General features: G+C 60.6%; 18 protein-coding genes. 4 read left to right on the forward strand and 14 right to left on the reverse strand.

Features of this window, described 5'->3' with window-relative positions; translation table 11 throughout:
• Positions 1–3 precede the first annotated feature (3 nt).
• From ABD050_RS25265 to ABD050_RS25290, 6 genes are all read right to left on the reverse strand, one after another.
• On the reverse strand, positions 4–765 hold the full coding sequence (locus tag ABD050_RS25265; RefSeq protein WP_343892316.1) for an enoyl-CoA hydratase/isomerase family protein: 762 nt from the start codon (positions 763–765) through the stop codon (positions 4–6).
• Positions 762–2,246, reverse strand: coding sequence for a class I adenylate-forming enzyme family protein (locus tag ABD050_RS25270; protein WP_343892317.1), 1,485 nt, complete (start codon positions 2,244–2,246; stop codon positions 762–764). The genes ABD050_RS25265 and ABD050_RS25270 overlap by 4 nt, the downstream gene beginning before the upstream one ends.
• The gene (locus ABD050_RS25275) at positions 2,246–3,385 is read right to left on the reverse strand and encodes an acyl-CoA dehydrogenase family protein (protein WP_343892318.1); all 1,140 of its coding nucleotides are present in this window, start codon (positions 3,383–3,385) and stop codon (positions 2,246–2,248) included. The genes ABD050_RS25270 and ABD050_RS25275 overlap by 1 nt, the downstream gene beginning before the upstream one ends.
• Positions 3,386–3,510: 125 nt before the next feature.
• On the reverse strand, positions 3,511–5,217 hold the full coding sequence (locus ABD050_RS25280; RefSeq protein ID WP_343892319.1) for a thiamine pyrophosphate-binding protein: 1,707 nt from the start codon (positions 5,215–5,217) through the stop codon (positions 3,511–3,513).
• Positions 5,218–5,741: 524 nt separating this feature from the next.
• The gene (locus ABD050_RS25285) at positions 5,742–7,115 is read right to left on the reverse strand and encodes a methyl-accepting chemotaxis protein (RefSeq protein WP_343892320.1); all 1,374 of its coding nucleotides are present in this window, start codon (positions 7,113–7,115) and stop codon (positions 5,742–5,744) included.
• Positions 7,116–7,290: 175 nt separating this feature from the next.
• Complete coding sequence (locus ABD050_RS25290) at positions 7,291–8,532, reverse strand: MFS transporter (protein WP_343892321.1); 1,242 nt, start codon at positions 8,530–8,532, stop codon at positions 7,291–7,293.
• Positions 8,533–9,261: 729 nt separating this feature from the next.
• Between ABD050_RS25290 and ABD050_RS25295 the strand changes: the two genes are divergently transcribed.
• From ABD050_RS25295 to ABD050_RS25310, 4 genes are all read left to right on the forward strand, one after another.
• The gene (locus tag ABD050_RS25295; protein ID WP_343892322.1) at positions 9,262–10,026 is read left to right on the forward strand and encodes a Sua5/YciO/YrdC/YwlC family protein; all 765 of its coding nucleotides are present in this window, start codon (positions 9,262–9,264) and stop codon (positions 10,024–10,026) included.
• A gap of 67 nt (positions 10,027–10,093) precedes the next feature.
• Complete coding sequence (locus ABD050_RS25300) at positions 10,094–11,293, forward strand: MFS transporter (RefSeq protein WP_343892323.1); 1,200 nt, start codon at positions 10,094–10,096, stop codon at positions 11,291–11,293.
• A 164-nt stretch (positions 11,294–11,457) separates the two neighbouring features.
• Positions 11,458–12,363: an aldo/keto reductase gene (locus tag ABD050_RS25305; protein ID WP_343892324.1), complete on the forward strand. Its 906-nt coding sequence runs from the start codon at positions 11,458–11,460 to the stop codon at positions 12,361–12,363.
• 196 nt (positions 12,364–12,559) lie between these two features.
• On the forward strand, positions 12,560–12,997 hold the full coding sequence (locus ABD050_RS25310) for a MarR family winged helix-turn-helix transcriptional regulator (protein WP_343892325.1): 438 nt from the start codon (positions 12,560–12,562) through the stop codon (positions 12,995–12,997).
• A 12-nt stretch (positions 12,998–13,009) separates the two neighbouring features.
• Here the strand turns inward: ABD050_RS25310 and ABD050_RS25315 are convergent, their stop codons facing one another.
• From ABD050_RS25315 to ABD050_RS25350, 8 genes are all read right to left on the reverse strand, one after another.
• Positions 13,010–14,662 carry a thiamine pyrophosphate-binding protein gene (locus tag ABD050_RS25315; protein ID WP_343892327.1) on the reverse strand — a complete coding sequence of 551 codons (1,653 nt, stop codon included), beginning with the start codon at positions 14,660–14,662 and terminating at the stop codon, positions 13,010–13,012.
• A gap of 55 nt (positions 14,663–14,717) precedes the next feature.
• Positions 14,718–15,941: a CaiB/BaiF CoA transferase family protein gene (locus ABD050_RS25320; protein ID WP_343892328.1), complete on the reverse strand. Its 1,224-nt coding sequence runs from the start codon at positions 15,939–15,941 to the stop codon at positions 14,718–14,720.
• A gap of 27 nt (positions 15,942–15,968) precedes the next feature.
• Positions 15,969–16,388 (reverse strand): Zn-ribbon domain-containing OB-fold protein, encoded by a 420-nt coding sequence (locus ABD050_RS25325; protein WP_343892329.1) that lies wholly within the window; start codon positions 16,386–16,388, stop codon positions 15,969–15,971.
• On the reverse strand, positions 16,385–17,530 hold the full coding sequence (locus ABD050_RS25330; protein WP_343892330.1) for a thiolase family protein: 1,146 nt from the start codon (positions 17,528–17,530) through the stop codon (positions 16,385–16,387). Before ABD050_RS25330 ends, ABD050_RS25325 begins: the two co-directional genes overlap by 4 nt.
• Positions 17,530–18,309, reverse strand: coding sequence for an enoyl-CoA hydratase/isomerase family protein (locus ABD050_RS25335; RefSeq protein ID WP_343892331.1), 780 nt, complete (start codon positions 18,307–18,309; stop codon positions 17,530–17,532). The genes ABD050_RS25330 and ABD050_RS25335 overlap by 1 nt, the downstream gene beginning before the upstream one ends.
• A 2-nt stretch (positions 18,310–18,311) precedes the next feature.
• Positions 18,312–19,484, reverse strand: coding sequence for an acyl-CoA dehydrogenase family protein (locus ABD050_RS25340; protein WP_343892332.1), 1,173 nt, complete (start codon positions 19,482–19,484; stop codon positions 18,312–18,314).
• A gap of 130 nt (positions 19,485–19,614) precedes the next feature.
• Entirely contained in the window at positions 19,615–20,400 is a 786-nt protein-coding gene (locus ABD050_RS25345) for a hypothetical protein (protein WP_343892333.1), read from the reverse strand.
• Positions 20,401–21,100: 700 nt separating this feature from the next.
• Entirely contained in the window at positions 21,101–23,479 is a 2,379-nt protein-coding gene (locus ABD050_RS25350; RefSeq protein WP_343892334.1) for a TonB-dependent receptor, read from the reverse strand.
• Positions 23,480–23,515 lie beyond the last annotated feature (36 nt).

A 23,515-nucleotide genomic window follows, 5' to 3' on the forward strand; every position in this document is an offset into this window, starting at 1 on the left:
GTCCTAATCACCCGAAAATTGTGGCACGCGGCGTTCCCCCATCGCCCGCACACCTTCCTTGAAGTCCGCCGTGCGGAAATGGACGTCCTGCTCGCGCAACTCATGCTCGATCGCATTCGCGACATCATCGGCAAGGCCGCGCCGCAGCGTGCGGCGTGTCGATGTCACGGCAAGTGGAGCCGACAGGGCAATCTGCCCGGCCAGCTTCAGGCCGGCATTCCGAAGGTCGGATTCTTCGGCGAGCACGTCCACCAGGCCCATCATATGTGCTTCTATGCCCGTGAAGCGCTGGCCCGTGTAGAAGAGCATGGCGGCCCGTTGTACGCCCACCACGCGGGGCAAGGTCACCGACAGTCCGAAACCGGGATGGATGCCCAGCCGGTTGAAGTTGGCAGCGAAGCGAGTCTCGGCGCTTGCTACGCGGAAGTCGGCCGTGAGAGCCAGGCCCAGGCCTCCACCGATCGCGCCGCCCTGGACGACCGCGACGACCGGCTTGTTGACCCGAAACAGGCGCAACGCTTCCGTATAGATCGGGCTCGCATCAATGGCGGAGCCATCGCCGACCGCCGGTGCAAAATTCGCCCCGGCGCAGAAGTTTTTCCCCTCCGCGCACAAAACGATGCAGCGGATCGCCTTGTCAGCGTCGAAATCGTCGAAAGCGTCTGCAATCTCCCTGAGCAGGTCGACGTCGAAGAAGTTGTTGGGAGGCCTGCAGATCTCGACGATAGCGATCGCACCCCGCCGCTCGATCCGGATATCGCTCACGACAGGCTCTGGACCGCAATGACGGCTTGATCGCCAAGCAACCGGCGCTGAACTTTGCCGACCCCGGTGTCGCGCGGGATGACGTCGATCCGAATGATTTTGGTCGGATGCATGTAACGCGGCAAGTCCGCGAAGACCGCGCGAACCTCATCGACGTTTACATCCTCAGAAACCGTATAGATGACGGCTTCGTGACCGCGGCTCTGCGAGTCCAGCCGCCAAAGGGCGAACTCCTTCAGGGATGGGGCGCGCCTGAGCCGATCCTCGACGAAATCGATCGGGACATATTCCGCGTTGACGCGAATCGATTCGCTCATCCGCTCGATGAAGATAAGATTTCCGTATGCGTCCAGCCTGCCCCGGTCTCCCGTATGGAACCACCCGTCTTCGTCCAGGGCGGAAACGACCGCGCCTGACTTATAGTAGCCGGAGAACAGGACTTGCGGCGCTTTTCCGCGCACCAGGATCTCGCCGCCGTCAGCCAGATGCCACTCTATGTCGTACCGCGATTGGCCCGCCAGATGAGACGCTCCCTCCGGCGGCGGGTCGCTGTCGTCGGGACGAAACTTCCAGCTGTGGCAATAGCCTCCGGCTTCGGTGGAGCCATAGCCGCCGACACCGAGCGGCACCCCGAATTGTTGAAGAAAGCCGGGCTCGCAGGCGAAGCCGACCCGAACCCGGTGGCCGATCGCCTCCTCGGCTGTCGTTTTCGCCTTTAACAGGCTGACTGGAGGACCGTGCAGAATCAAGGCCGTCACGCCGTGCTGCTTCACCATGGGCCAGAATTCCGGTGCGGAGAATTTTTCGGTCGAGAGGAACCCCGCCCTCCCCGTAAGCGCACCGACGACGCCGTTGCCGATCGGGTTGATGTGAAAGAGGGGCAATGGATTGAAGACGACATCATGCCGGGTAAAGGACATCGTATCCGCGAAATAGCGCCCCAGCCGTAGGAAATAGCCATGGCTCAAGGCACAGAATTTCGGGTTGCCCGACGTGCCCGACGTATGGAGATAGGCGGCAATCTCGTCGCGGGAACAGTCGGCACCCGACCCCGATCCGGCAGCGTTGCGAATGCCTTCGTTCAGCGTCGCAATCTCGCCCAGCCACGCCCTGGAGGCATCGATTTGACACATTGGGCGATGGATGACGGTGCCGGGGCTCCTGGATACCCAGACGAGCGCCTTTGGCGCAATATCGTCCAGCATGGTTTCCAGGAATTCGTCCGGATAGCCCGGGTTGATCTGCGCCGTCTGAATTCCGAGCAATTGGGCGGCCATCCAGGTGATGATGTAGCTCGCACAGTTCGTCCCGATGATCGCCACGACGTCGCCGCGTTGCAGTCCGTTGTGCCGCAGGCTGTCGGCGACCAGAGTGGCACGCTCCAGGACCCGGTCAAGCCGGTCGTTCTCCTGAAAAGTGCCAAAGGGCGCCGAGGGACTTTCCAACGCCGCAGTAGCGATGAGTTGCACCAGATTGATCATCACAACCCTCGCAGGTCAGGACTCTTGAGCAGCTGCTGCGCGACATAGTTGCGCAACACTTCAAGCGACCCTCCGCCGATGCGGAGCGTCTTTATGTCGAACAGGATCTGGCCGTAAGGCTGCTCGTGATAGAGGCCATGGCCGCCAACAAGCGCGAAGACGTCGTTGATCACCTTTTCCGCGGCATCGATCGCGACCTTCTTTGCAAGTGTGGCCTCGAACGCGTGTTCCTTGCCCGCGGCCACAAGGTTCGCCGCGCGATCCCGCACCAGCGACGCTGAGTAGAGGAGCCCGTAGGAATCGGCCAGGATCCACTGGATGCCCTGAAAATCGGTCACATGGTTGGTTCCCACCTGCCGTTCGCGGGCATAAGCAGTAGCGTCCGCCAGCGCGCGCTGCGCGGCGCCGAGCAGTTCGGACGCATTGCCCAGCCGGCTGACGTTGAATGTGCTCAGGAAGGTGGCGAAACCCTTGCCCGGTTCTCCCAACACGGCGGAGCCAGGTATGCGGACGTCTTCGAAATACATGTCGGCGGTTGGCATCAGCCGCCCGCCGAGTGGATTGCTGTGTTCGCGACGAATCCCGGGAAGATGGGTGTCGACGAGAAACGCGGTCAATCCTTCCTCGGCCATCGCGTAAACAAGGCTGACGTCCGACTCCTTGCCCAGATTGATATGGATCTTCTCGGCATTGATGATCCAGTCGTCACCATCGCGCCGGCCGGTCGCCTTGAGCTGCTTGAGCGACGACGCGGCACCCCGCTCGGAGATCGATTCAGAGAAAACGAGCGTACCAGCCACAAGGCCCGGCAGATATTTCTGCTTCTGCTCGTCGGTGCCCCAATCCACCAGCCAACGTTGACCTTGAATCTGGATCTGCGACGAGACGAGATTGTACCGCGCCATCGCCTCCGTCGTGAGGCAGTATTCCGGTGCGTCCCCCCCATAGCCGCCAAAGGCCGTCGGGGTCACGACCCCAAGCAGGCCCCGTCGCCCCATCTCCCGGAACGCTTCCTTTGGAAATAGGCCGCGCCGTTCGCATTCGACGATTTCGTCACGGTAGCTCAGCGAAATTTCCTTGACGGACTGGACTGCCGCCGCACCCCAGAGCGGATCCTTGAGCATCAGGTCGATATTCATACTCTCTCCACGATCAGCCCAGACAGGGTCGGCATTCCCGACGAGCCCGTTTCTTCTTTGGGTTCGCCTCGACTAGCGGCCCTTGGCGCCGGGTAGCGCACGGCTATGTGCGCGATCTTGCCTGCTCACGCGACGATCTCGGGCGCTGCCGGCTCAGCAAGCTTCGGCTTTGTCGGTACGACTTCCGTGATATCCTGGCGGAAGGTCAGCAAGGCCGGCCGACCCGAATTGGCTGCCCGCTCGAAAGCGGCGGCGAAATCCTCTGTCGCCTCGACCCGCTCGGCATAGGCACCATAGGCCTCAGCCAGGGCTACGAAATCGGGGCTGACCAAGTCCGTCGCGACAACCCGGCCCGGGAAATATTTTTCCTGATGATGCCGAATGGAGCCGTAGCTCGAATTGTCAATCACGACGACGATGAGGTTGAGGTTGAACATCACGGCAGTCGCAAGTTCTTGCGACGCCATCATGAAGCATCCATCCCCGGCAAAGCAGACGGCGGGCCGATCAGGGTACACGACTTTGGCCGCTATGGCCGCCGGCAGGCCGTACCCCATCGCACCGGTGGTCGGAGCGAGCTGGCTTCCATAATCGCGAAACTGGTAAAATCGGTGCACGAAAGCCGTGTACAAGCCGGCGCCGTTACTGATGACCGCATTGGACGGCAACCGATCGCTCAGTTCCTTGATGATTCGCGCCACGTCGATCCTGGGGTGGCCCGAAGTCGGCGGAACCGAGAAGTGCTCGTAAGCCGCTCGTCCGCCCGTGACCCATGTTCCGCGGTCGATCCCGCCGCGCGGCACCAGACGAGCAACGGCGCTGGAGAATTCCCGGGCCGTCGCGTTGATCAGCAGATCTGCCTCGTACAGAGCACCGAGCTCCTCGGCACCGGGGTGGACATGGATCAGCGTCTGGGCCGGCCTGGGGATTTGGAACGTCGTATAAGAAGCACTGGTAGCGTCGCCGAGCCGCTCGCCCACCACCAGCAGAAGATCGGAACTGCCGACCAGCTCGATGAGCTTCTTGTCCGGAGCGATGCCCAGATCGCCGACATAGTTGGGATGACTGTTGTCGAAGAGATCCTGACGTCGGAACCCTGTGGCAACCGGGAGTCCAAAGACTTCCGCAAAGGAACGGATATCGGCAACCGATTCAGCCGACCATCCGCTGCCGCCAAGCACGAGAATCGGGCGTTCCGCAGCCTCGACAAGAGACTGCAATTGCTCCAGCGACTCCGTGCTGGGTGCGGCACCTGCCAGCTTGTAGTGCGCAGGCGTCGCTGGCGCACAGAGCTGGTTCTGCATGTCCTCGGGAATCGACACGACGACCGGACCGGGCTTGCCGTTGACCGCGGTGTGGAAGGCCCTGCTGATCAGTTCGGGAATGCGGTTCGGGTCAGCTATCTCGGTGACCCATTTCGCCGTATGATCGAAGAGGCCGTGATAATCCATTTCCTGAAACGCATCGCGGCCGAGTTGGTCGCGACCGACCTGGCCGATGAACAGGATCAACGGCGTCGCGTCGTGATGCGCGGTGTGCACTGCTATTGACGCGTGACAGCTCCCCGGCCCGCGCGTCACGAAGCAAATCCCCGGCTTGCCGGTCAGCTTTCCATAGGCTTCCGCCATCTGGCCGACGCTGGCCTCGTGCCTGCCCACAATGATGCGGATTCGATCCTGTACGTCGTGCAACGCATCGAGGACGGTGAGGTAGCTTTCACCCGGCACGCAAAAGATAGTGTCCACGCCATGTGCGAGCAGACAGTCGACGAGCACCCTGCCCCCCGACCGTTGGGCAACAGCAGCGCCTTCACGATGAGCCGTGTGCAGCATTCATCTCTCCGAGTGGCCGGCCACGCCGGCGGCTTCGCGTCAGCATCGCTGCTCGCAGAGCGGACTCGTATAGAGCCACTCCCGGAGGGTCAACACACTTCTGCTATGTGCATGCAGAATTTACGGATATGAATTTCTTGTGTCTTTCTTCAGGGCATTGTCGGCGGGATCGCGCCGTTGCCAGAACGAGAAAGCGGTGAGACATCTGCTCGAAGCCCTGTTCGCCAGTCGTTTTCGGCAGCCCGCCTCAGTCTCGCGCGGCAATACATCTATCCTGCATCGCCATCGCCTCGGTTTGCCTGCACGGATCCTTTGGGCACCTCTTTGCGCGCAGCTGCCTGGCGCCGCTACATATCCGCCATCGGCCGACGACCAGGCCGGTGAAACAGGATCATTGATCAGTCCCCAGCGGGGGCCGGCGATTTTCCTGGGTGTTGCGCCCAGGAGACGGCGTGTTCCATATTGCGCGAGAAGCGATGGATTGATCGGAAGTGAGCTGCTGTCGACACCAGGTTACCCGGCTCCTATTGTTTGGATGTTGTCGTCACACTCTCGATAAATTCCTGCACCGACTTGCTAAGCTTCACCAGTTCGCAATCAATCTCTTCGAACTCGCATTTCATCCCGCCGATTTCGGAAAAACCATGCTCGGTCTGGTGGCGAATTTCGCCCACCAGTCCCGACATGGCAGCGGCAGCCACCGCAGTTTCATCGACCGCGGCAGCGATTGTCGCGACCGCGCCGACTTGACCCCCGACGGTCTCGCCCAGCCGCTGCGTGGAGGCTCCAATCGCTTCGATCGCATCGAACGTCGCCGTATTCGATGTAACGGCCTTGCTCGTCGCAGATTGAATCGCGCTGATTTTCTTGGCGATTTCGTCTGTCGCACGGGCTGTCTGGCTGGCGAGCGATTTTACTTCTTGCGCCACGACAGCAAATCCGCGCCCGCCTTCTCCGGCGCGGGCAGCTTCGATGGTCGCATTCAGCGCGAGCGTATTGGTTTGTGCGGCGATGTCACGGATCAGGGTGACGATCGACGCGATCGCGTCGGTGTGGCTTGAAAGGTCGTCCGACAGGTTCGCCGAGAGACGGGCTTGTGTCACCGCCTGCTGCGCGGCTTGGCTGGCCGTCTCGATTTCCGATCGCACCACCTCGATCGTGTTGAGAAGGCCGGCCGCAGTTTGCGCTGCCTCGCGCATCGCATTGGCTGACTGATCCGCGGCAGCTGCGACTTCTGACGTCCTGGCCAGAGTATGCTCCGCGGAACGCGACACTTCCGACACACGACCGGTAATCCCGTGGGAACGCTTCGACGTTTCGTCGACGGCGGCGGCAATCCGCTCGCGAAAGGCCGCGAGCAGTTCTGCCCGCGTCCCGTCGCGCCGCCTCTGCTCCTTGATGGAAACCGCGGCCGCCATGATATCCGCTTCAAGCAAGGAAAGGCGAGACAAGGCTTCCAGGGCTTGCAGCATGACAAGGACGTCGTCAGCCAGTGCGCGCGCGATGATCGCGCGTGCGCAGCGGTCCGCATCGGCAATGCCTGCCAGCAGTTTGCTCAACGAAATACCGTGCTCATCGGCGGACCGCGCCAACTGCCAGGTCATGTCGACCCATTCCCGGTCGAGCGGATTGCTGTACATTGCCGCAAGACAGCCCGCGGTCGCCTGGACCAGCTTCTCGGTCACGTCAGAGGTCCAGCGGTCTGTTGCCCGGTCCGGGGCGCAGTGATCCCAAAAGGACCTTGCGACTTCGTATTCCCGCCCGGACAGATGTGGTGCGCAGAGAGCCACCATCGACGCCAAAGACCTGGCGCGGTCGAAGTCGCTGAGGCGCTGGGCAAAGTTCGTGTCCAGCTCACCTTCCGAACGTCCGGTCATTTTGCTCTGAATGATATCCATTTCGGCACCTCCCCAAACGAAGGGGATCTAGTGCCCCTCTCATCGATCGAAACGAGTGGTTACAACGCGCAATACCCCTCATGATTCCTTGCAGCTTCCCCCAACCAGCGCCGGGATCCGCTCATCCGGCTTCAGCATTTGCGTCCGATTTCAGCGAATTCGACGGATGTCATTGTCAGGCGACCGCAGCTTTCAGCGCCTGGCCCGAAGCGATCCGATGCCGTGTCAGCATTGGAAGCAAAGCGGTCATGCAGACCGCCCCAGTGCAGAGTGCGGCAATCATGAAGGCAAAGCCGGTGGCAAAGCTGCCACTGGCCGTGACCATGAACCCGATGATCGCCGGAGCACTCGCTCCACCGACCTGTCCGACCGTCGTATAGATACCGAAATAGGCGGCACGATATTGCTCTGGAGCGAGGTCGATAACGACGGCCCCCTTCAGCGCGAGCGCGCTGAACATGAAAAAGGAGGTCAGGGAGAGCCCCAACACCGCTATGGAAAGAGCTGCGGCATTATAGGCAAGAAACAACGATATGCCGGCGGCGAGGAAGCATATGATCACCATTTGCCCGCGCCGAAGGTGGAGCAGCTCCGTGCTGCCGAGCGAGCCGCCGATAAGCAACCCAAAGAATCCGGCCATATAGGGGATACCTCCAAGCATGCCTGCGTGTTTCAGGTCGATATGGCGCTCCATCGCCAAATATGTGGGCATCCAGCCGTTGAAGCCCCACTGAGCGATATCAGACGAAAGATTGGACAGGCATATCAGCCAGAGGCTGGGTCGCTTCAGGACTTGTCGAAAGCGAGGCCGATCTCCAACCGCCGCCTCGAGCTCGTTGGGATTATCCCGATCGGCGCGCTCACCAGCTCGTGGAACCAATATATATGCCACGACAGACGCGAGCAGCGCGGGCACCGCCATGAACACGAACATCGTCTGCCAGCTATATCTGGTGACGAGGGTTCCCACGAGCAGGCCCGCCAAGGCTGGTCCGATCGCCAACGCCGACATGCAAACCGCGAGGATGACAGCACGTTGCTTTGCAGCAAAATTGTCGCCGACTGCTTTGTACAGCGACGATGAAAAGGCTCCTTCGGAAAGTCCGAAGCAAAAGCGCACGACCAAAAAGGCTGCGATGGTCGAGACCAATCCCGTAACACCGGTAAAAAGAGCCCAGAACAGCGGCCCGACGACCAGCATTGGTCGAACCCCTATTCGATCGGTCAGCAATCCACCCGGGACCAGCGCGAGCGCGTACCCAAAGCCGAACGAAGACAAAACGATGCCGAACTGGGCGGGAGTCAGCGACAGGGATGCCATGATCGAGGGTCCGGCGAAACTCATCGCGACGCGGTCGAGATAATTGACCAGCGAAACGAACCACAGCGCCGCGACTATGCGAACCTTTGTATTCATCGCGATCCCCCAGCAGCCAGCACCTTCCTTAAGTTCCCCAGTTTTCGCCCTGCATGTCTGTCTCGATTTCTGATCGCGGAGGCCGGATCGCCCATTTGTCCAATATCGCCTACCCAAGCACCGGGCTGTCGGCAACATATTTTTATGTATATGTATTCTTGATTTATATACATAATTCAAGTCATCGGCGCACGGTTCTCCCAGGACTATCCGGAGCCGCGCAGTGGGACAGGCCATCAATTGGCAAGCGGAGTGGCAACGCGATTGCGAAGCCGGTAGCGGGTCGGTCTCGGACGACTGATCATCGCGAGCGGGATGCCCGACTGGTCAGTGGAACCACGCGCCTTATCCCGGCCCGATCTTCCGCGAAGGCCCTTGCGCTTCGCTGAGAATCACAATACCTATGAATCATAAATAAAATGGGCGGCAGCGATCGCGGGGAAAGAGGTGCTGGTGAATGCAATTCCACCAAGCGTGGCGAGGCAATTTTCGGCGGGCATATCGTCCACGGAGTTCAGTCATTCCGACTACAGCGTCGCGCGCGCCGGAGATGACCTGATTATAACTGCGCGGACGCCGAACCACTCCCCGCAAACCCGATCGCGACCCCGCTGATCGAAGCGCAGTCGCGCCTGCCGCAGAACATCTGAAGAGCCAAAGTATAATTGAAAGTCGGCCGAATCGACACCCGAACTCTCTTCTCTCGTTTTTCTAGTTAAGGATATTAACATGGCTGGTGAAGTCCCATCACTTACTCCTGGCAGACCAGATATTGCTGCAGATCGCGATCGTTTATGGGACGTCATTTCCAATGGCGGGATCGCGATCGTTCCGACCAATCTCGGCTACGGTTTGTCCGCCTGCACCGTCGAGTCAGTCAACCGGATCAACGAGGCGAAGGGCCGGGGCGCACACAAGCGCAACGGGATGCTGATGGGGTTCGCCATCGAACCCGAGCTGCATATTCTGGATTCCCACCAGCGCGACATCGTTGATTGCGTCACGAGGGATTATAACCTGCCGCTCGGCGTGATCGCACCCTACAGAGCCGATCATCCCATCCTGCAGAATATTGATCCCGCCATTCTGAAGACGTGTACCGCCAGAGGAACGATGTCGACCGCGCTAAACACCGGCGGCCCCTTCAACGAGCATATCGCCCGCTTGAGCCTGGAACATCTTCGTCCTGTTTTCGGCTCATCGGCTAATTTGACGGGACAGGGTGGAAAAGTCAGGGTCGAGGACATTGAACCTGAGATCATCGCAATTGCGGATCTGGTTCTGGACTATGGTCTTGCCCCTCTTCACCATTACAAGATCGCATCCACACAGATTAATTTCGCGACCATGAAGGTCAACCGATACGGCGCGTTTTACGACGTTATCAGCGACATCATGAAGCGGCACTTCGACTGGGATCTCCCGGTTGATCCCGGCCGGGAGGTGAGCCCGCACGGGCTGGTAAACGAGTTCGAGCTGCGAGGGGTCGACTGAGGTCGGCTGAGCCAATCAGGGTGTCCAACGATCCGTCGAAAATGTTCATCGGGCTGGAGAAACGCGCGTGAATGCCAAGACCCAGCTCATCGCTTCCCTGTGGCTGCTCAATTTCATCAACGCGCTCGATCGCGTGGCAATGGGCTTCGCGGGACCGGCGATCATGAAATCGCTCGCCTTGTCGCCATCGGCCTTTGGAATCATCCTGTCGTCTTTCGGGGTGGGATATTTTCTGGCGCAAGCGCCCAGCGGCTTTCTCGCCGACCGTTGGGGCGTACGACCGCTCCTCATCGGGGGCCCCATTCTCTGGGCCCTGTTCACTGGCATGACGGGACTGGTTTCGACACTTGCCAGCTTCGTCGTGGTGCGCTTTTTCTTCGGCATATCGGAAGGGCTGACGGGAGCTTCGACCTATAAGGCCGTGGGCGACGCCTTCGAGGCCAAAGAGCGCGCTCGAACTCTGGCCATCTGTACCACGGCCCTTGCCGTCGCGCCTGCCGTGGCCGGGCCGTTGATGGGTCTGCTTGTCACCAGCTGGGGATGGCAAGTCGCGTTTTTCGTGCTGGCGATGCCTTCGCTCATCACGGCTTACGTGATGTATCGCACCGTGACCGCGCGGGCAGCGGTGCCGCAAGCGGACATGAACGCCACGCCCATGCGGCCGCCCCTGTGGCAGACTCTGAAGCAACCCAAGGTTCTCCTGCTCGCGGCAGCGACCTTTGCCTGGAATATTCCGTATTGGGGATTTTCAAGCTGGATGCCGACCTATCTGGTTCAAGGCCGGCATCTGGATCTCAAATCGGCTGGCTTTATCAGCGGTGTTCCATATCTCTTCGCCTTCGCGGGCATGATATTCGGAGGCTGGCTCGGGTCGCGCTTTCACCGTTATTGTACGCGTATCGTAACCGGCGCGTTCATCATCGCGGGAGGCTTTTTGATCTTTGCCTATCGGGCAGATACCGTGCTGCTCGCCGTGGTCGGGCTGTCGGGCGCGGCATTTTGCCTGTTCGGCGCGACAGGTCCAATTGGCAAGGTCGGACTTGATCTCGCACCCGAACACCAACGAGGCGCCTTTATCGGCCTGATTGTCATGGTCGGGCAGGTGGGAGCGATATGCGCGCCGGCCGCCATCGGTTTCCTGGTGGACTGGACTCACAATTTCGCGGCCGGTTTCGGCTTCATGATCGTGGCGCTGTGGGCGGCGGCGGCGTCCTACGCCGTACTCGAACATATGGTGAAATCTGCGCCGACGTCGAAGACGGTGTGAAGACTGGCTCAAGGCGAGATTCTGCCGCCTGAACAACACCAGGAAAGCGTGCCTGAGCGAACCGCAAAGCAAACCAGGTCGCTCATCACCTTGTCTGTCATGGAAGGAAGACGGAATTGGAAAAGCGTCGGATTGGAACATCCAGTTTGGAAATCGCTCCCCTCATGCTTGGGGGCAACGTGTTTGGCTGGACCGCTGACAGGGAGGCGTCGTTCGCCATTCTCGATGCCTTTTTGGACGCCGGTTATAACGCGATCGATACCGCTGACGTATATTCCTGCTGGGCACCCGGCAATGTCGGCGGCGAATCCGAGACGGTGATCGGTGAGTGGCTGCATAGTCGGCGAGCCAGATCGCAGGTCGTCATCGCAACAAAGATCGGTGGCGTCTTTCCCGACTGGAGCAAGGGTAATCTGTCGAGGACGCATATCATCCAGGGCGTCGAGGCGTCCCTGAACCGGCTCCAGACTGACTATATTGATCTGTACCAGTCGCACGTCGATGATCCGGTCACGCCGCTCGACGAGACGCTCGAAGCCTTTGACAGGCTGATCGGGGCCGGAAAGATCCGCACGATCGGCGCTTCCTATTATTCGCCGGCACGGCTCGGCGACGCCATCGGAACGAGCGCTCGACAAAACCTTCCGCGCTACGAATGCATGCAGACCAAATATAACCTGATGGATCGCAACGAATTCGAGGGTTCGCTCAGGGACGCGTGCGTCGATCTCGGCGTTGGCGTGACCTGCATGACATCGCTTGCGAAGGGCTTCCTTACCGGAAAATATCGGTCGGCCGACGAAATCGCGAAGAGCGCATGGGCATCCAACCTGCAACGATACGCAACCGAGCGTGGCGCGCGGGTGCTGGCCGCGCTGCATGACGTCGCGGGTCCCCGTCAAGCGGGTTTGGGCGAGGTGGCACTGGCGTGGCTTATGGCGCAGCCTGGCGTAACCGCAGCGATCGTCGCGGTCGATGACGTCGCCCAGTTGCGGGAGATCATCGGTGCGGGAAGCCTGCAGCTCAGCGCGGACGAACTCGCCCTGTTGACCGACGCAGGCGCACCTTAGCCGCGACGATTGTGCCGATGCACCGGTCGCTTCGGTGGCTGGGTGCTCGCGCCGGTGGACCGGTAGGGTTTCGCGGCGAGGGCGCTCCGCGGACGCTGGACGCCCGCTTTTGGCGAATAACCGGGAGAACGGCATTGCAAATCCGCGATGCGCTCAGCATCGAGGACCAGGGCATTGATTGCCAGAAGGGAATTGCATGCATCGCGAGGACGTACTGACATTCAGAAAGCAGCTGAAATCCCTTTGGTACCGCGCGCGGCGAGAGGAGCCTGTCTTTGAGGGACTACCGTCCTCCGCGGTGCAATTGCTGGTCGCGGTTGCGCGATCGGCTCAGCCGCCGAAACCCAGCGAGCTCGCTGCGGAACTGCATGTGACAGACTCCAACGTTGCCGCTTCTCTAAGGCTGTTGGAGAGCCGACACTTCATCAATCTCGCGCGGAGAACGGAAGATCGGCGTAGCTCCTCGGTTCAGATAACCGAACAAGGCAGTGCGTTGGTGGAGACCGTCGGGCAGCAATATACGGAATGGTTACATTCGGCGATCAACGAACTCTTCACCGAGGAGGAACAGCAAATCCTCTCTAAAGCAGGCCATCTCATGGAAGTATTGGCAAAGTCCCAAAGCTCCTTGTGATCGGCTTTCCTGTTATTTAGCGGCCATTCGCGATGGGTCCAACTTGATGTCGATGAGCAAGGGACGGCGGCGATTGTTGATCGCGTCCACGGCCACGGCGAAATCCTCCTGCGTTCTGACAGTGACACCTTCACCTCCGAGAGACTTGGCCACCGACGCGAAATCAGGCCAATCGAATGCAATCAGCCCGGAATCCATTTGTCGGTCCTGATATTTCTCCTCGAACTTGGAGATTTCGGCGCCGTAGGCGCTGTCGTTGCAGACGATCGTGATCAGATCCAAATTGTATCTGACAGCCGTATTGAACTCGGCAACGCCGCCGTGGATGAAGCCGCCGTCCCCTGTGACCAGGACGATGGGACGTCCGGGCGCGGCCAGCGCTGCACCAACGGCGTGCGGGAAACCCAGGCCGATCGACCCGACATTTCCCGAAGGCAGGAAAGACTGCGGGTCCGGGACGCTGATCAACGTCCAGGCATGCAGCATGAAGCGGCCCCTGTCCGTCACGACGATCCGATCGGACGGGAGCACCGAATCCAGCCACAACAAGGCGCCCCGCACGTCCACCGTCCCGTTGTCATAATCCGTGCGGGGCGCCTGCGGTGCGTATGAGGCGATTTCGTGTCTGAGACCGTCACTGTACCAGCCAGAGGCTGGAATCTCGGCCTCGTCCAACCAGTGCACGATGATGTCTGCCGTCCCTGCCGGGTCGCCCACCAGACCCGCGTCAGGCGGGAAGCTCTTGCCGATTTCCGAAGGCTCCAGATTGATCTGGACGATCCTTTTTCCTTTGCGAAAGGCGCCCTGCGACGTGGTCCATGACGTGAGGCTCGCCCCGAACGCTATGATGCAGTCGCTCTCCATGAGGGTCTCGACAGCGATCGGCGTGCTAAGGGTGCCGCATATTCCCAGATTATAGTCCTCGCCTCGAAACAGATCCTTGCCCTTGAGGGTAGTCGCCAGCGGTGCCTCGATCCGCTTGGCCAGCCTGACGATGGCAGCCTTGGCCTCGGGCGCGGCAGCCCCCCGCCCCGCAAGGACAACGGGCCGCCTGGCGGCGGCTATGATACCGACGGCGTTGTCGACGTCGTCACTGCTCGTGATCGTCGCGCGACTTTCCGGGACGTAGACACGGACCGGACGATACTCCACCTCGAGAAAGTCGAATTCATAAGGTACGTTGAGCGCGATCGGCCGTCGCTCCACCATCGCCCGCCGCATCGCCCTGGCGACATCCTCAGTGGCGGTCCGGGGCGACCGGAGCTGCTCGAACCCCGCGCCGGTCGAGACCACGATGTCGCGTTGCGGCACATTCTGGTTGTGCTCACGCTCTTCCACGGCGGTGTCGCCGCACACCAGGACCATCGGAATGGAACCCTTGACCCCTTCAACAAGGGCGGTGACGGTATTGGTAAGCGCAGGACCATGCGTGACGCTGCAAATTCCGACCTTTCCGGATATCAACGCATAGCCAAGCGCCATCATCGCGCTGCCCGCTTCGTGCGCGGCGGCGATGAAGGTGCCGCGGCAGTCATGAACGAAGCTGTCGACCATGAACATATTGGCGTCGCCGCAGAGCCCGAAAATGGTGTCCACGCCGTTTTCGACAAGCGCGCGAGCAATCGCCTGATGCACTTTCATCGGTTTGCCGGTGAAATCGGACATTATGCGTTCCCCGATATTTTTGAGGTACTCGTCAACGAGCCTTCGATAATGCTCATCAAATCACGCCTTCGCGCCGGTAGGCCGCGAGATCGTCCGGCGATATGCCAAGCCAATCACCATAGATTTCTTCGTTCTGGGCACCCAGATCACCGATCGCCACATAGGGCACTTTGTCGGCACCGTGGATCCGGATCGGACTATTGGGCATGACGACCTGACCAAGCCGCGGATGTTCGACCCATTCAAGCATGCCACGGTTGTGCATATGGGGGTCTTTCACCACCTCGCAGACCTCGCGAACCGCCGCTGACGGGACCTTCAGCGCCTTTGTGGCCTCGAAGATTTCCGCCCGGGTCAACTGGGCGGCCCAGTCCTGCACCATGCTGTCGACCTCATCCATCCGGGCAGCGCGGGCGGCGTGGCTTTCGTAACATGGGTTACCTTTCAGGTCCTCCCGCCCCATCACGGTCAACAGGTTCTGCCAATGACCCTCGACCACGCAGATGATCGCCACATAGCCGTCCGAGGCCCGGTAAACATTGTAGGGCGCAAGCGAGAGGCCGCTATGCCGGTTGCCCGTCCGCAGGGTCTCGGTGTCGCCGAGTTCGTACTGGAGACCCAGGCTCGAGGCGAGCGTCGGATAAACCGTTTCCTGCATCGCGATTTCGACGAGGCGGCCCTTGCCCGTTCGGGTGCGCTCCAAAAGTGCGGTGACGACGGCGGCGTAAAGGTGAATCCCGCCCATGAAATCGACAACCGCAGGCCCCGCCTTGACCGGCGGATTTTCCGGGAACCCGGTGCACGCCATCATGCCTGAACTGGCCTGGATCGTGAGATCCATGGCAAGGTTGTCGCGATCAGGACCGTCCAGGCCGTACCCCGTTGCGGAGGCGTAGATCAGCGCGGGGTTGACCTCATGCAGTACTGGCCAGCCCACACCCAGCCGGTCCATCACGCCGGGCGCAAAGTTCTCAAGCAGGACGTCGGCATCGCTGATCATGCGCTTGAGCAGCGCCCGCCCCGCTTCCGACTTGAGGTTGAGCGTCACACTCTTCTTGTTGGCATTCAGCATCTCGAAGGGAACCGTGGCTCCCTTGTTGACCATCCGGCGCTGACGCGAAGGCTCGCCTGTGACGGGCTCCACCTTGATGACCTCCGCACCGGCCTTGGCCATCAGGAAGGTCGCATACGGACCTTGGTAGATCTGACCGAAATCGATCACGCGAATACCGGCGAGCGGCTTGTTCTCAAGTTCATGCGATGTCTGTGCTGACGCCATCTCAAATCCTATCAATGCGACCCGCGCTCACGCCGGCACGAACCGTGGTACCGCGACGCCGTCTTCCTGCTCGATGCGCAGCGAAAGTCTCTGCTCGATCTGCAGGGCCTCCGGATCCTGCGCGCCGACGATATTGGTGATCATTCGTGGCCCCTCATCGAGCTCCACGATCGCCGCCGTATAAGGCACGCGCCCCTGGAACGCGGCGTCGGGCGCGCGGTGGTAGACGACCCAGCTGATCAGACGGGCCCCGCCTGATGCCCGTTCCCATTGGGGCCCGGGCGACAGGCAATTCGGACATTCTTCCCGTGCCGGGAGGAACGCGTTGCCGCAGCGCGTACACCGCATAAAAACGAGCTGCCCCTCCCCTGTCGCATCCCAGAAAGGCTTCCACAGCGGACTGTCGTCGGGCGCCGGAAACCCCGGGATTTCGGCAGCGTCGGTCACAGCCGCTCACCCAGGATCAAGGTGCTGTGGGTTTGCATGATGCCGCCCTGATTGCTGATGATGCAGTTCCGCGCCCGCTTGGCCTGGAGATTGGCTTCACCACGCATCTGGCGGACCCCCTCGATGACGAGTTGCATCCCGGGCATGCCCGTTTCGGAAAGCAGGCCGCCGGCGGTGTTCATCGGCAGGTCGCCGTCGATCTCCAGCCTGCCATCGGCTGAAAAAGGCCCGCCCTCGCCCTTTTTGCAGAAGCCATAATCTTCGAGGGTCATGATCGGCACGATCGTGAAGCAATCATAGAGCTGAGCGATATCGATATCCCTCGGCGACAGGCCGGCCATTGCGAAGGCGGTCTGTCCCGACACCACGGCCTGCGTAGTGGTGAGATCCGGCCGCAGATACGGCTCCCATGCCGTTTGCCCCTGTCCAAAGCCAAGAACGGGAACCGGGCGAGGCACCTTCAGTTCCCGCGCGCGCGCTGCGCTCATGACGATGAGCGCTGCGCCGCCGTCACTTACCAGGCAGGCATCCTCGCGCCGGAAGGGCGCCACCATCGGCTTCGACGCACGATATTCATCAAGCGTCAGCGGCTTTCGAAGCTGCGCGGCCGGATTGACGCTGCCATGGCGCCGGCATGCCACGGCGACGGCGCCCAGATGATCGGTCCTTGTACCATATTGCTCGATGTGACGCCGTGCGATCATGCCATATTGGCCGAGGGTGCCGGAAAAACCGAAGACCGCATCGTTACCCTTCGCCTGGCCATATGCGCGGCGACTGCCGGTTTTCGGGTTATCCGCAAAGCAGAGAAGCGCGATGTCGCAGAGCCCCGCCTCGATGGACAAGGCCGCATAGGTGATCATCGCGATATTCGCGGCCCCGCCCTGGTTCCAGTTCGGGTTCAGCTTCGGCTGGAGGCCGAGTGCTTCGGATACGCTAACCTGGAACATCATTTCGGGATTGGACGTCGGCGGCTTTACGAGGACGGCGTCGATCAACGCCTTTTCGATACCGGCGTCGTAGAGCGCAGCGGCCGCGGCCTCCACGATCATGGAGACGGTCGAGCGGCCGGGCAACGCGCCGAACTGCGTGGCCCCCACGCCGGCGATAACGATCTTTTCGCTGAGCGGGTGACGCGCCATCACTTGCCCTTGAACTGCGGCTTGCGCTTCTCCGAAAAGGCCGCCGCACCTTCGGCCGCATCTTCGGTGAAAGTGAGCATCCGCGCCGACAGCATTTCCATTCGAATGCCGGACGCCAGCGGCAGATCGCGGCTCCGGATGGCCAATTCCTTCGTTGCCTGGACGGAGAGTGGCGCATTTTCGGCGATGCGTCGGGCATAGGCCATCGCGGCCGGCAGCACGTCAGCCGCCGTCGGGACGATTTGATTGATCAGGCCCCAACGCTCCGCTTGCGCGGCCGTGATCGTATCGCCCGTCAGCAGCAACTCCATCGCGATCGCGTAGGGCAATTGCTGGATCAGACGCTGCGTTCCGCCGTTCGCGGCAAGCACACCCCGCTTCACTTCGGCCAGGTTGAAGGTCGCGTCTGCGCAAGCGACGCGAATATCGGTAGCCAGCATCAACGTGACGCCGCCGCCAAGCGCGAAGCCGTTGATGGCGGCGATGACCGGCTTCCACACCTCGATACCGCGGTTGAGGAGCATGTCGTTCTGCGTTTTCCAGATATCGGCCATGGGGACCTTGGCGCGCAGGAAGGTCTTGATGTCCGCCCCGACAGTGAAGGCCTTTTCGCCCGCTCCCGTGACGATCGCCACCCTGACATCGTCGTCGTCCCGGACCCGTATCCATGCGGCGGTCAGGCCCGCATAATGCTCCGCATCCATCGCGTTCAGCTTGTCGGGCCGGTTGATCGTTATGACGGCGATGCCGTGCTCGTCCAAATCGAAATCAATCGACATGGTCAGCCTCTCCCGCCAAGCATGTGCCTGGCAAGGACCATGCGGTGCACTTCCGACGGCCCCTCGCCGATGCGCTTGATCCGCAATTCGCGGTACCAGCGTTCCAGCGGCATTTCCTGCGAGACGCCGAGCCCGCCGAACATCTGGATGCAGCGATCCACCACGCGCCCTGCGGTCTCGGTCGCGGTCACCTTGGCGATCGAGGACTCGACCTTGAAGTCCCGCCCAAGGTCACCGAGCCACGCGGCCTGATAGACAAGTAGCCGCGCTGCACGCAGTTCCATCTCGCTGTCCGCGAGCATCCACTGGATCGCCTGTTTGTCCGCCAAGCGCGATCCGAACGCCTCGCGCTGGCGGACCCATTCGACGGCCAGCTCAAGCGCCGCCTGAGCCGTGCCGAGCGTGTTCGCGGCATAGGGTATGCGGCCCTCGACCAGCCATTTTTCCGCCGCCTGAAAGCCCTGCCCCTCCTCGCCGATAAGCGCGGACGCAGGAATTTCCACATCCTCGAAGTGGAGCTCGTAGGGAGAATAGGACCGGATCACCTTGACCTCGCGGTAAGTCAGACCCTTCAGCTTCCCGTCGATCGCAAAGCAGCTGATGCCCCCGCGGCTACCGAGCTCGCCGGTGCGCGCAAACAATATGCCCCAGTCGCGATTGGCCGCATCCGTTATCCAGAGCTTCTCCCCGTTGACGATATAGTGATCGCCCCGGCGCACCGCCCGGCACCGGATCGAGCGTGCCGGATCGGACCCGCCCGATGGTTCGCTGATCGCCACGAAAGCCCCGCGCGTCCCTTCGACCGCAGGCTTTGCGTAGCGCTCGATCAGTTCGGGGCTGCCCATCCAGATGACGTTGGGCGGATCATCGCCAAAGGCGCCAAGGCCCCAGATATAGCAGCCCATCCGGCATCGCGCCGATTCCTCGGCAACGACCGCCTGCCCAAGCAGATTCAGGCCCGCACCACCATGTTCAGCTGGGGTGCGGACGCACCACAGCCCGAGATCGCGCGCCTTTTTCTGCAACGGCAACAGCAGATGCTCGGGAACCTTGTAAGAGTCGTACGGCAGTTGATCCTCGACGGCCTTGACGTCCGTGTCCATGAAGCGCCGTACAGTCTCTTTGAGCTGCCGGTATTCATCAGGGAGTTGCCAGGCTCCAAAGTCGGTCTGCATTTCGGTCTCCTGCCAATCTCTATTCTGCCGCCGGCGAAGCCGGCCGGCTTGCCACCCTGGTCCGAACAACCTCGTCGCGGCTGGCTGCGGTGCCCCGCCGCCAAACGAGGCATCGGTGTGTGATTTTCCGCTAGACTGCTATTTTCGCGTCGTTCGCCGTCGCGGTGCCGTCGGGCTCGGGATCAAGGTAGCGGGGATGCTTGGGTGGCACGAAAAGCGATAATACCGCCGCACCGCCGGCGCCGGATTTCAGCACAGGATAATCCTCATCGTCCGTAAGGTAGAGGGATTCCCACTGCCTCAGCTCTTGCCCGGCGTGGATCAGGCTACCCTGAGCAACGAAGAGAAAGCGTCCCTGCGAGGCGCCGCCGTCGATTTCCTCCAAAGTCGCATTTGGAGGACAGGTACTTAGTACGACCGCAAGGCCGTCGCTGGCGATCGGTATCAGATCGTCGTGCACGATGTCGCGCTGCCCAGCGAGATCCTCGATGGTCGGAACCCTGACCGGACCGACTTCCGCGCCGCGCTTGGGGCCCTTGCGCATCTTGCCCTTGGCGCCTTTCACGGGAATACCGCCCCGCTCGAAAACGGGCCTAAGAGTGAAGTACTTCAAGCCCTCCGAGCCGGCAACTAGGGGACCGTAACCCGTAAACGCGCCGGCATAATGAACAGTGAGCGGAACGATATCGTGGCTACCGATCTTCCCGGTTCCCTCGACGAACAGTTGGAACTGGTTCTGCAGGTGAAAATGGGCGGCAAGCACGGTATTTTCGAGTTGCTCGATCAGGAACACGGTGGGCGAAAGCGCTGGGTCCTCGCTGGTCGCCATCCATTGAGACTTGAAATAGGAGAAGCCGGGAATCTCGAGAAAGCTACGCGTGGCCTCAGCAAGCGATCGCGATCCAACTGCCACCATAAAATCCTCCCGGTCTTTTCATCGTGCCCGCGGCCACACCCTTCGTCCGGCCAGAGTCTGTCCGGTGTCCGTGCCGCAAACGGGCGCCTCAGAGGCGATCTCCGACGCGCCTTTACTTATGAAATATAGGTATCGCGATTCTGGGCAGAGCGCAAGGCGCTTCGCTGGCGGGATGCCTGAAGATGGAAGCGCCCAAGGCTTTTTCGGATAGGTCCGGCGGCAGCTTCGCCGGATAAACCCACTGAAATATTCCAGATATAGAGGCGTCCGCACTTGTGGTCCTTGCGCTCCGGACAAGGCACGCGTGCCGGTCCTTCGCAAAGTGTCGGCCAAAGCCCCATATTTGGAGAGACATTCCGGGTTCGCCATCGCGGAAGGATCGATCACTTGCCCCAGCGACGCGTTTTCGAACAGACGCTTGAGCGGGAGTTCCTGCTCTTTCGAAGTCAGCGTCCGCGGTACGGCGGACACTGCTACCCGGATTCCGAGATCAGGCTGCGACGGTAATGACTTCATACAGCCAAGGCGCTCCAGGTTATCCGCATACCGTGATCAAATCCTTGACCTCGTGAACCGAAACGCCGCCATCGGTCGCCCGGCAAACCCGACGTCCAAATGCGCCGCACCCGTCGACACAGCGCAATTCTTTAGAAGCAGAACCCTGCGCCGCGTGCGGCGCAGGGTTCTGATTTCAACAGCTTCAGAACGTCTTGCGGGCCTGGATCCCGAACGTTCTTGGATCACCGAGCGAGCCAAGATTGATCGGCCCCGCCAGCGCGATATTCTGGTAATAGATTTTGTCTGTCAGGTTCTTGGCGAAAACCGCAACATCAAGACCCTGCGAAGCAACGTGCCAGCTGATCCTGGCGTCGAGCAGGCCATAGGCTTTTTGCGTAACGCTGGGCAGGCTGGCTGCAGTGCCGGCAAAAACGATATCGTCTGTCCACGCATAGTTTGCATTCATTCTGATCGAGCCGTCTGACAGCGGAACCGTATAGGTACCGCCAACCGCAGCAGTCCACTTTGGCGCCGCAAACGGCGTCCCGCTCAAGTCGGTGATGTTGCCGGCCGTGTCGCGGGCAACATAGGTGTTGTATTTTGCGTGAATATAACCGGTGCTGCCCGTAATCGTCAGGTTCCTCGTGGGAGCGGCAGTTACTTCGAGTTCGCCGCCGTAAATGGTCGCCGACGCGGCATTGTGGATGATAGATATGAGGAGGTTGTTCGTAAACTCGCGGGTCGATGCCTGGATGTTCGTGTAATCCAGATAATAGGCGCTGCCGTTGATCCTGACGCGACGGTCGAACAGGTCGGACTTGAATCCGACCTCGTAACTCGTGACCGTTTCCGGCAGATACGGGGTAAACGCGGCATCCAAGGCAGCCTGAGTCTTGAAGACACTCGTGCCCGGCGGCGTGAACCCTCCAGCCTTATAGCCTCTGCTGACCGATGCGTAGACCATGGTATGCTCTACGGGACGCCAGTCAGTACTGGCCAGCCAAGTCACCTTGCTGTTTGTCGTCGATGCAGTGTAAAGGCAATTCGGAAAGACCGGGCCGCCCAATGCGGGAGTAAGTTGGGCACAGACCGCTGCCCCCCCGGGGAGAGGCGGCAAAGCCAGCGATGGGTCAATCCGATTTCTCGACAGAATTTCCTTGAAGTCCCTCGTGTATCTGGCTCCGCCAGTCACCCGCCATGTCGGCGTAATATTGTACACCGCCTGAGCGTACGCAGCTTTGCTGCTATTAACGACTCCGCTGTCCACGATGGCTGCCCGCCCGGGGTTCACGTAATCGTACACATCTGAAGTTTGGTTGTCGAAGCCGGTTTCACGACTGTAATAAAGTCCTGCCTGCCAATCCAAACCTTTGCCATCGATCGAAGATAGCTGCAGTTCCTCCGAGAAAGCGTGGAGACGGGAGGTTTCCCGCTGGTTCAGCAAGTCGAACGGCGTCCCATCCAGATCGTAGAATGCAGAACGGCTTAGATACCGATAGGCGGTGATCGACTTCGCCGTGACAGAGCCGATATCGACCGCGAGGTTTCCCGAAACGCTCCATGTGTCCAGATTGTCGAAAGCGCGAACCGGGGGCTTACCGAAGCCGAGCCTTGGATTAGCCTGCTGCGCGTCAAAATAGGTGCGAAACGCGCCATAGGCGGTCGCAAGGTTCGCGGGCGTCACGCTCAACCCCAGTTGAGCGTCAATCGCCGCCAATGCCGCGACATTTGCGGGTTGCGACAAGGCTTCGTACGTCACCACAGCATGCCCCTCTCCGTCGCGATTTCGCGCGTAATCGGCAGAAAGCAAAAGGTGGACGTTGGGCGCGGGGTCTGCTCGGACCAGAATCCGGCCGTAACCGCTATGGTCACCGCTCGATCGGTAACCGTCAGCTTCGCGATAATAACCTTCGCGGGAATTAATCTGACCTACAACGCGGATCGCCAGCTTGTCGTCGATCAGAGGCGCGTTCACGACCGCCAGGCCAAGCATTTTATTATACGAACCGTATTGCAGGTCCACGTAGCCGCCCCATTGATATTCGGGGTGCGCGGTGGTGACGTTGATCGCGCCACCGGTCGTATTCTTACCGAACAACGTGCCTTGAGGCCCCTTGAGCACTTCGATCTGAGCCAAGTCGATCAAGGACGAGGTCAGTCCATAGGTGTGAGGATATGCTACCCCGTCGATATACAAGCCGACCGCCCGTTCGCCCGTTAAGCGGTTATCGACCTCGATCTGGCCACGGATCGTGAGGCGCGCCTTCCCCGTTGACTGACTGCTGGAGACATAAAGGCCCGGCGTCACCTTCTGAATGTCCAGAATATCCCGGACGTTCAGATCGGTTAGCCGCTGCGACGTCACGGTCGTGATCGCGATCGGCACTGACTGTTGGCTTTCAGAGGATCGGCGGGCCGTAACGAGGATATCCTCGATACCACCCGGCTGGCTCGACTGCGCCTCGGAAGCAGAGGCCGACGAGCCTGCGGCTTGAGCCAATGCCGCCACGGGCGTCGTGGCCAGACCTATGGCCGTCGACAACAAAGCGCGACGCATCATGCGATTAGGAAAACTCTTCAATCCACCCTCCCTCTGATCGTGTGGTGAGTCGGTTCT

The sequence above is a fragment of the Sphingomonas oligophenolica genome, assembly GCF_039522915.1.
In the GTDB taxonomy this organism is placed as follows: Bacteria; Pseudomonadota; Alphaproteobacteria; order Sphingomonadales; family Sphingomonadaceae; genus Sphingomonas; species Sphingomonas oligophenolica.

Bases quoted from the DNA above. Each gene is read 5' to 3' on its own strand.
- ABD050_RS25270 (WP_343892317.1), bottom strand. From the start codon at position 2,246: ATGATCAATCTGGTGCAACTCATCGCTACTGCGGCGTTGGAAAGTCCC.
- ABD050_RS25330 (WP_343892330.1), bottom strand. From the start codon at position 17,530: ATGGCGCGTCACCCGCTCAGCGAAAAGATCGTTATCGCCGGCGTGGGG.
- ABD050_RS25340 (WP_343892332.1), bottom strand. From the start codon at position 19,484: ATGCAGACCGACTTTGGAGCCTGGCAACTCCCTGATGAATACCGGCAG.
- ABD050_RS25275 (WP_343892318.1), bottom strand. From the start codon at position 3,385: ATGAATATCGACCTGATGCTCAAGGATCCGCTCTGGGGTGCGGCGGCA.
- ABD050_RS25335 (WP_343892331.1), bottom strand. From the start codon at position 18,309: ATGTCGATTGATTTCGATTTGGACGAGCACGGCATCGCCGTCATAACG.
- ABD050_RS25295 (WP_343892322.1), top strand. From the start codon at position 9,262: ATGGCTGGTGAAGTCCCATCACTTACTCCTGGCAGACCAGATATTGCT.
- ABD050_RS25305 (WP_343892324.1), top strand. From the start codon at position 11,458: ATGCTTGGGGGCAACGTGTTTGGCTGGACCGCTGACAGGGAGGCGTCG.
- ABD050_RS25315 (WP_343892327.1), bottom strand. From the start codon at position 14,662: ATGTCCGATTTCACCGGCAAACCGATGAAAGTGCATCAGGCGATTGCT.
- ABD050_RS25320 (WP_343892328.1), bottom strand. From the start codon at position 15,941: ATGGCGTCAGCACAGACATCGCATGAACTTGAGAACAAGCCGCTCGCC.
- ABD050_RS25310 (WP_343892325.1), top strand. From the start codon at position 12,560: ATGCATCGCGAGGACGTACTGACATTCAGAAAGCAGCTGAAATCCCTT.
- ABD050_RS25280 (WP_343892319.1), bottom strand. From the start codon at position 5,217: ATGCTGCACACGGCTCATCGTGAAGGCGCTGCTGTTGCCCAACGGTCG.
- ABD050_RS25345 (WP_343892333.1), bottom strand. From the start codon at position 20,400: ATGGTGGCAGTTGGATCGCGATCGCTTGCTGAGGCCACGCGTAGCTTT.
- ABD050_RS25285 (WP_343892320.1), bottom strand. From the start codon at position 7,115: ATGGATATCATTCAGAGCAAAATGACCGGACGTTCGGAAGGTGAGCTG.
- ABD050_RS25290 (WP_343892321.1), bottom strand. From the start codon at position 8,532: ATGAATACAAAGGTTCGCATAGTCGCGGCGCTGTGGTTCGTTTCGCTG.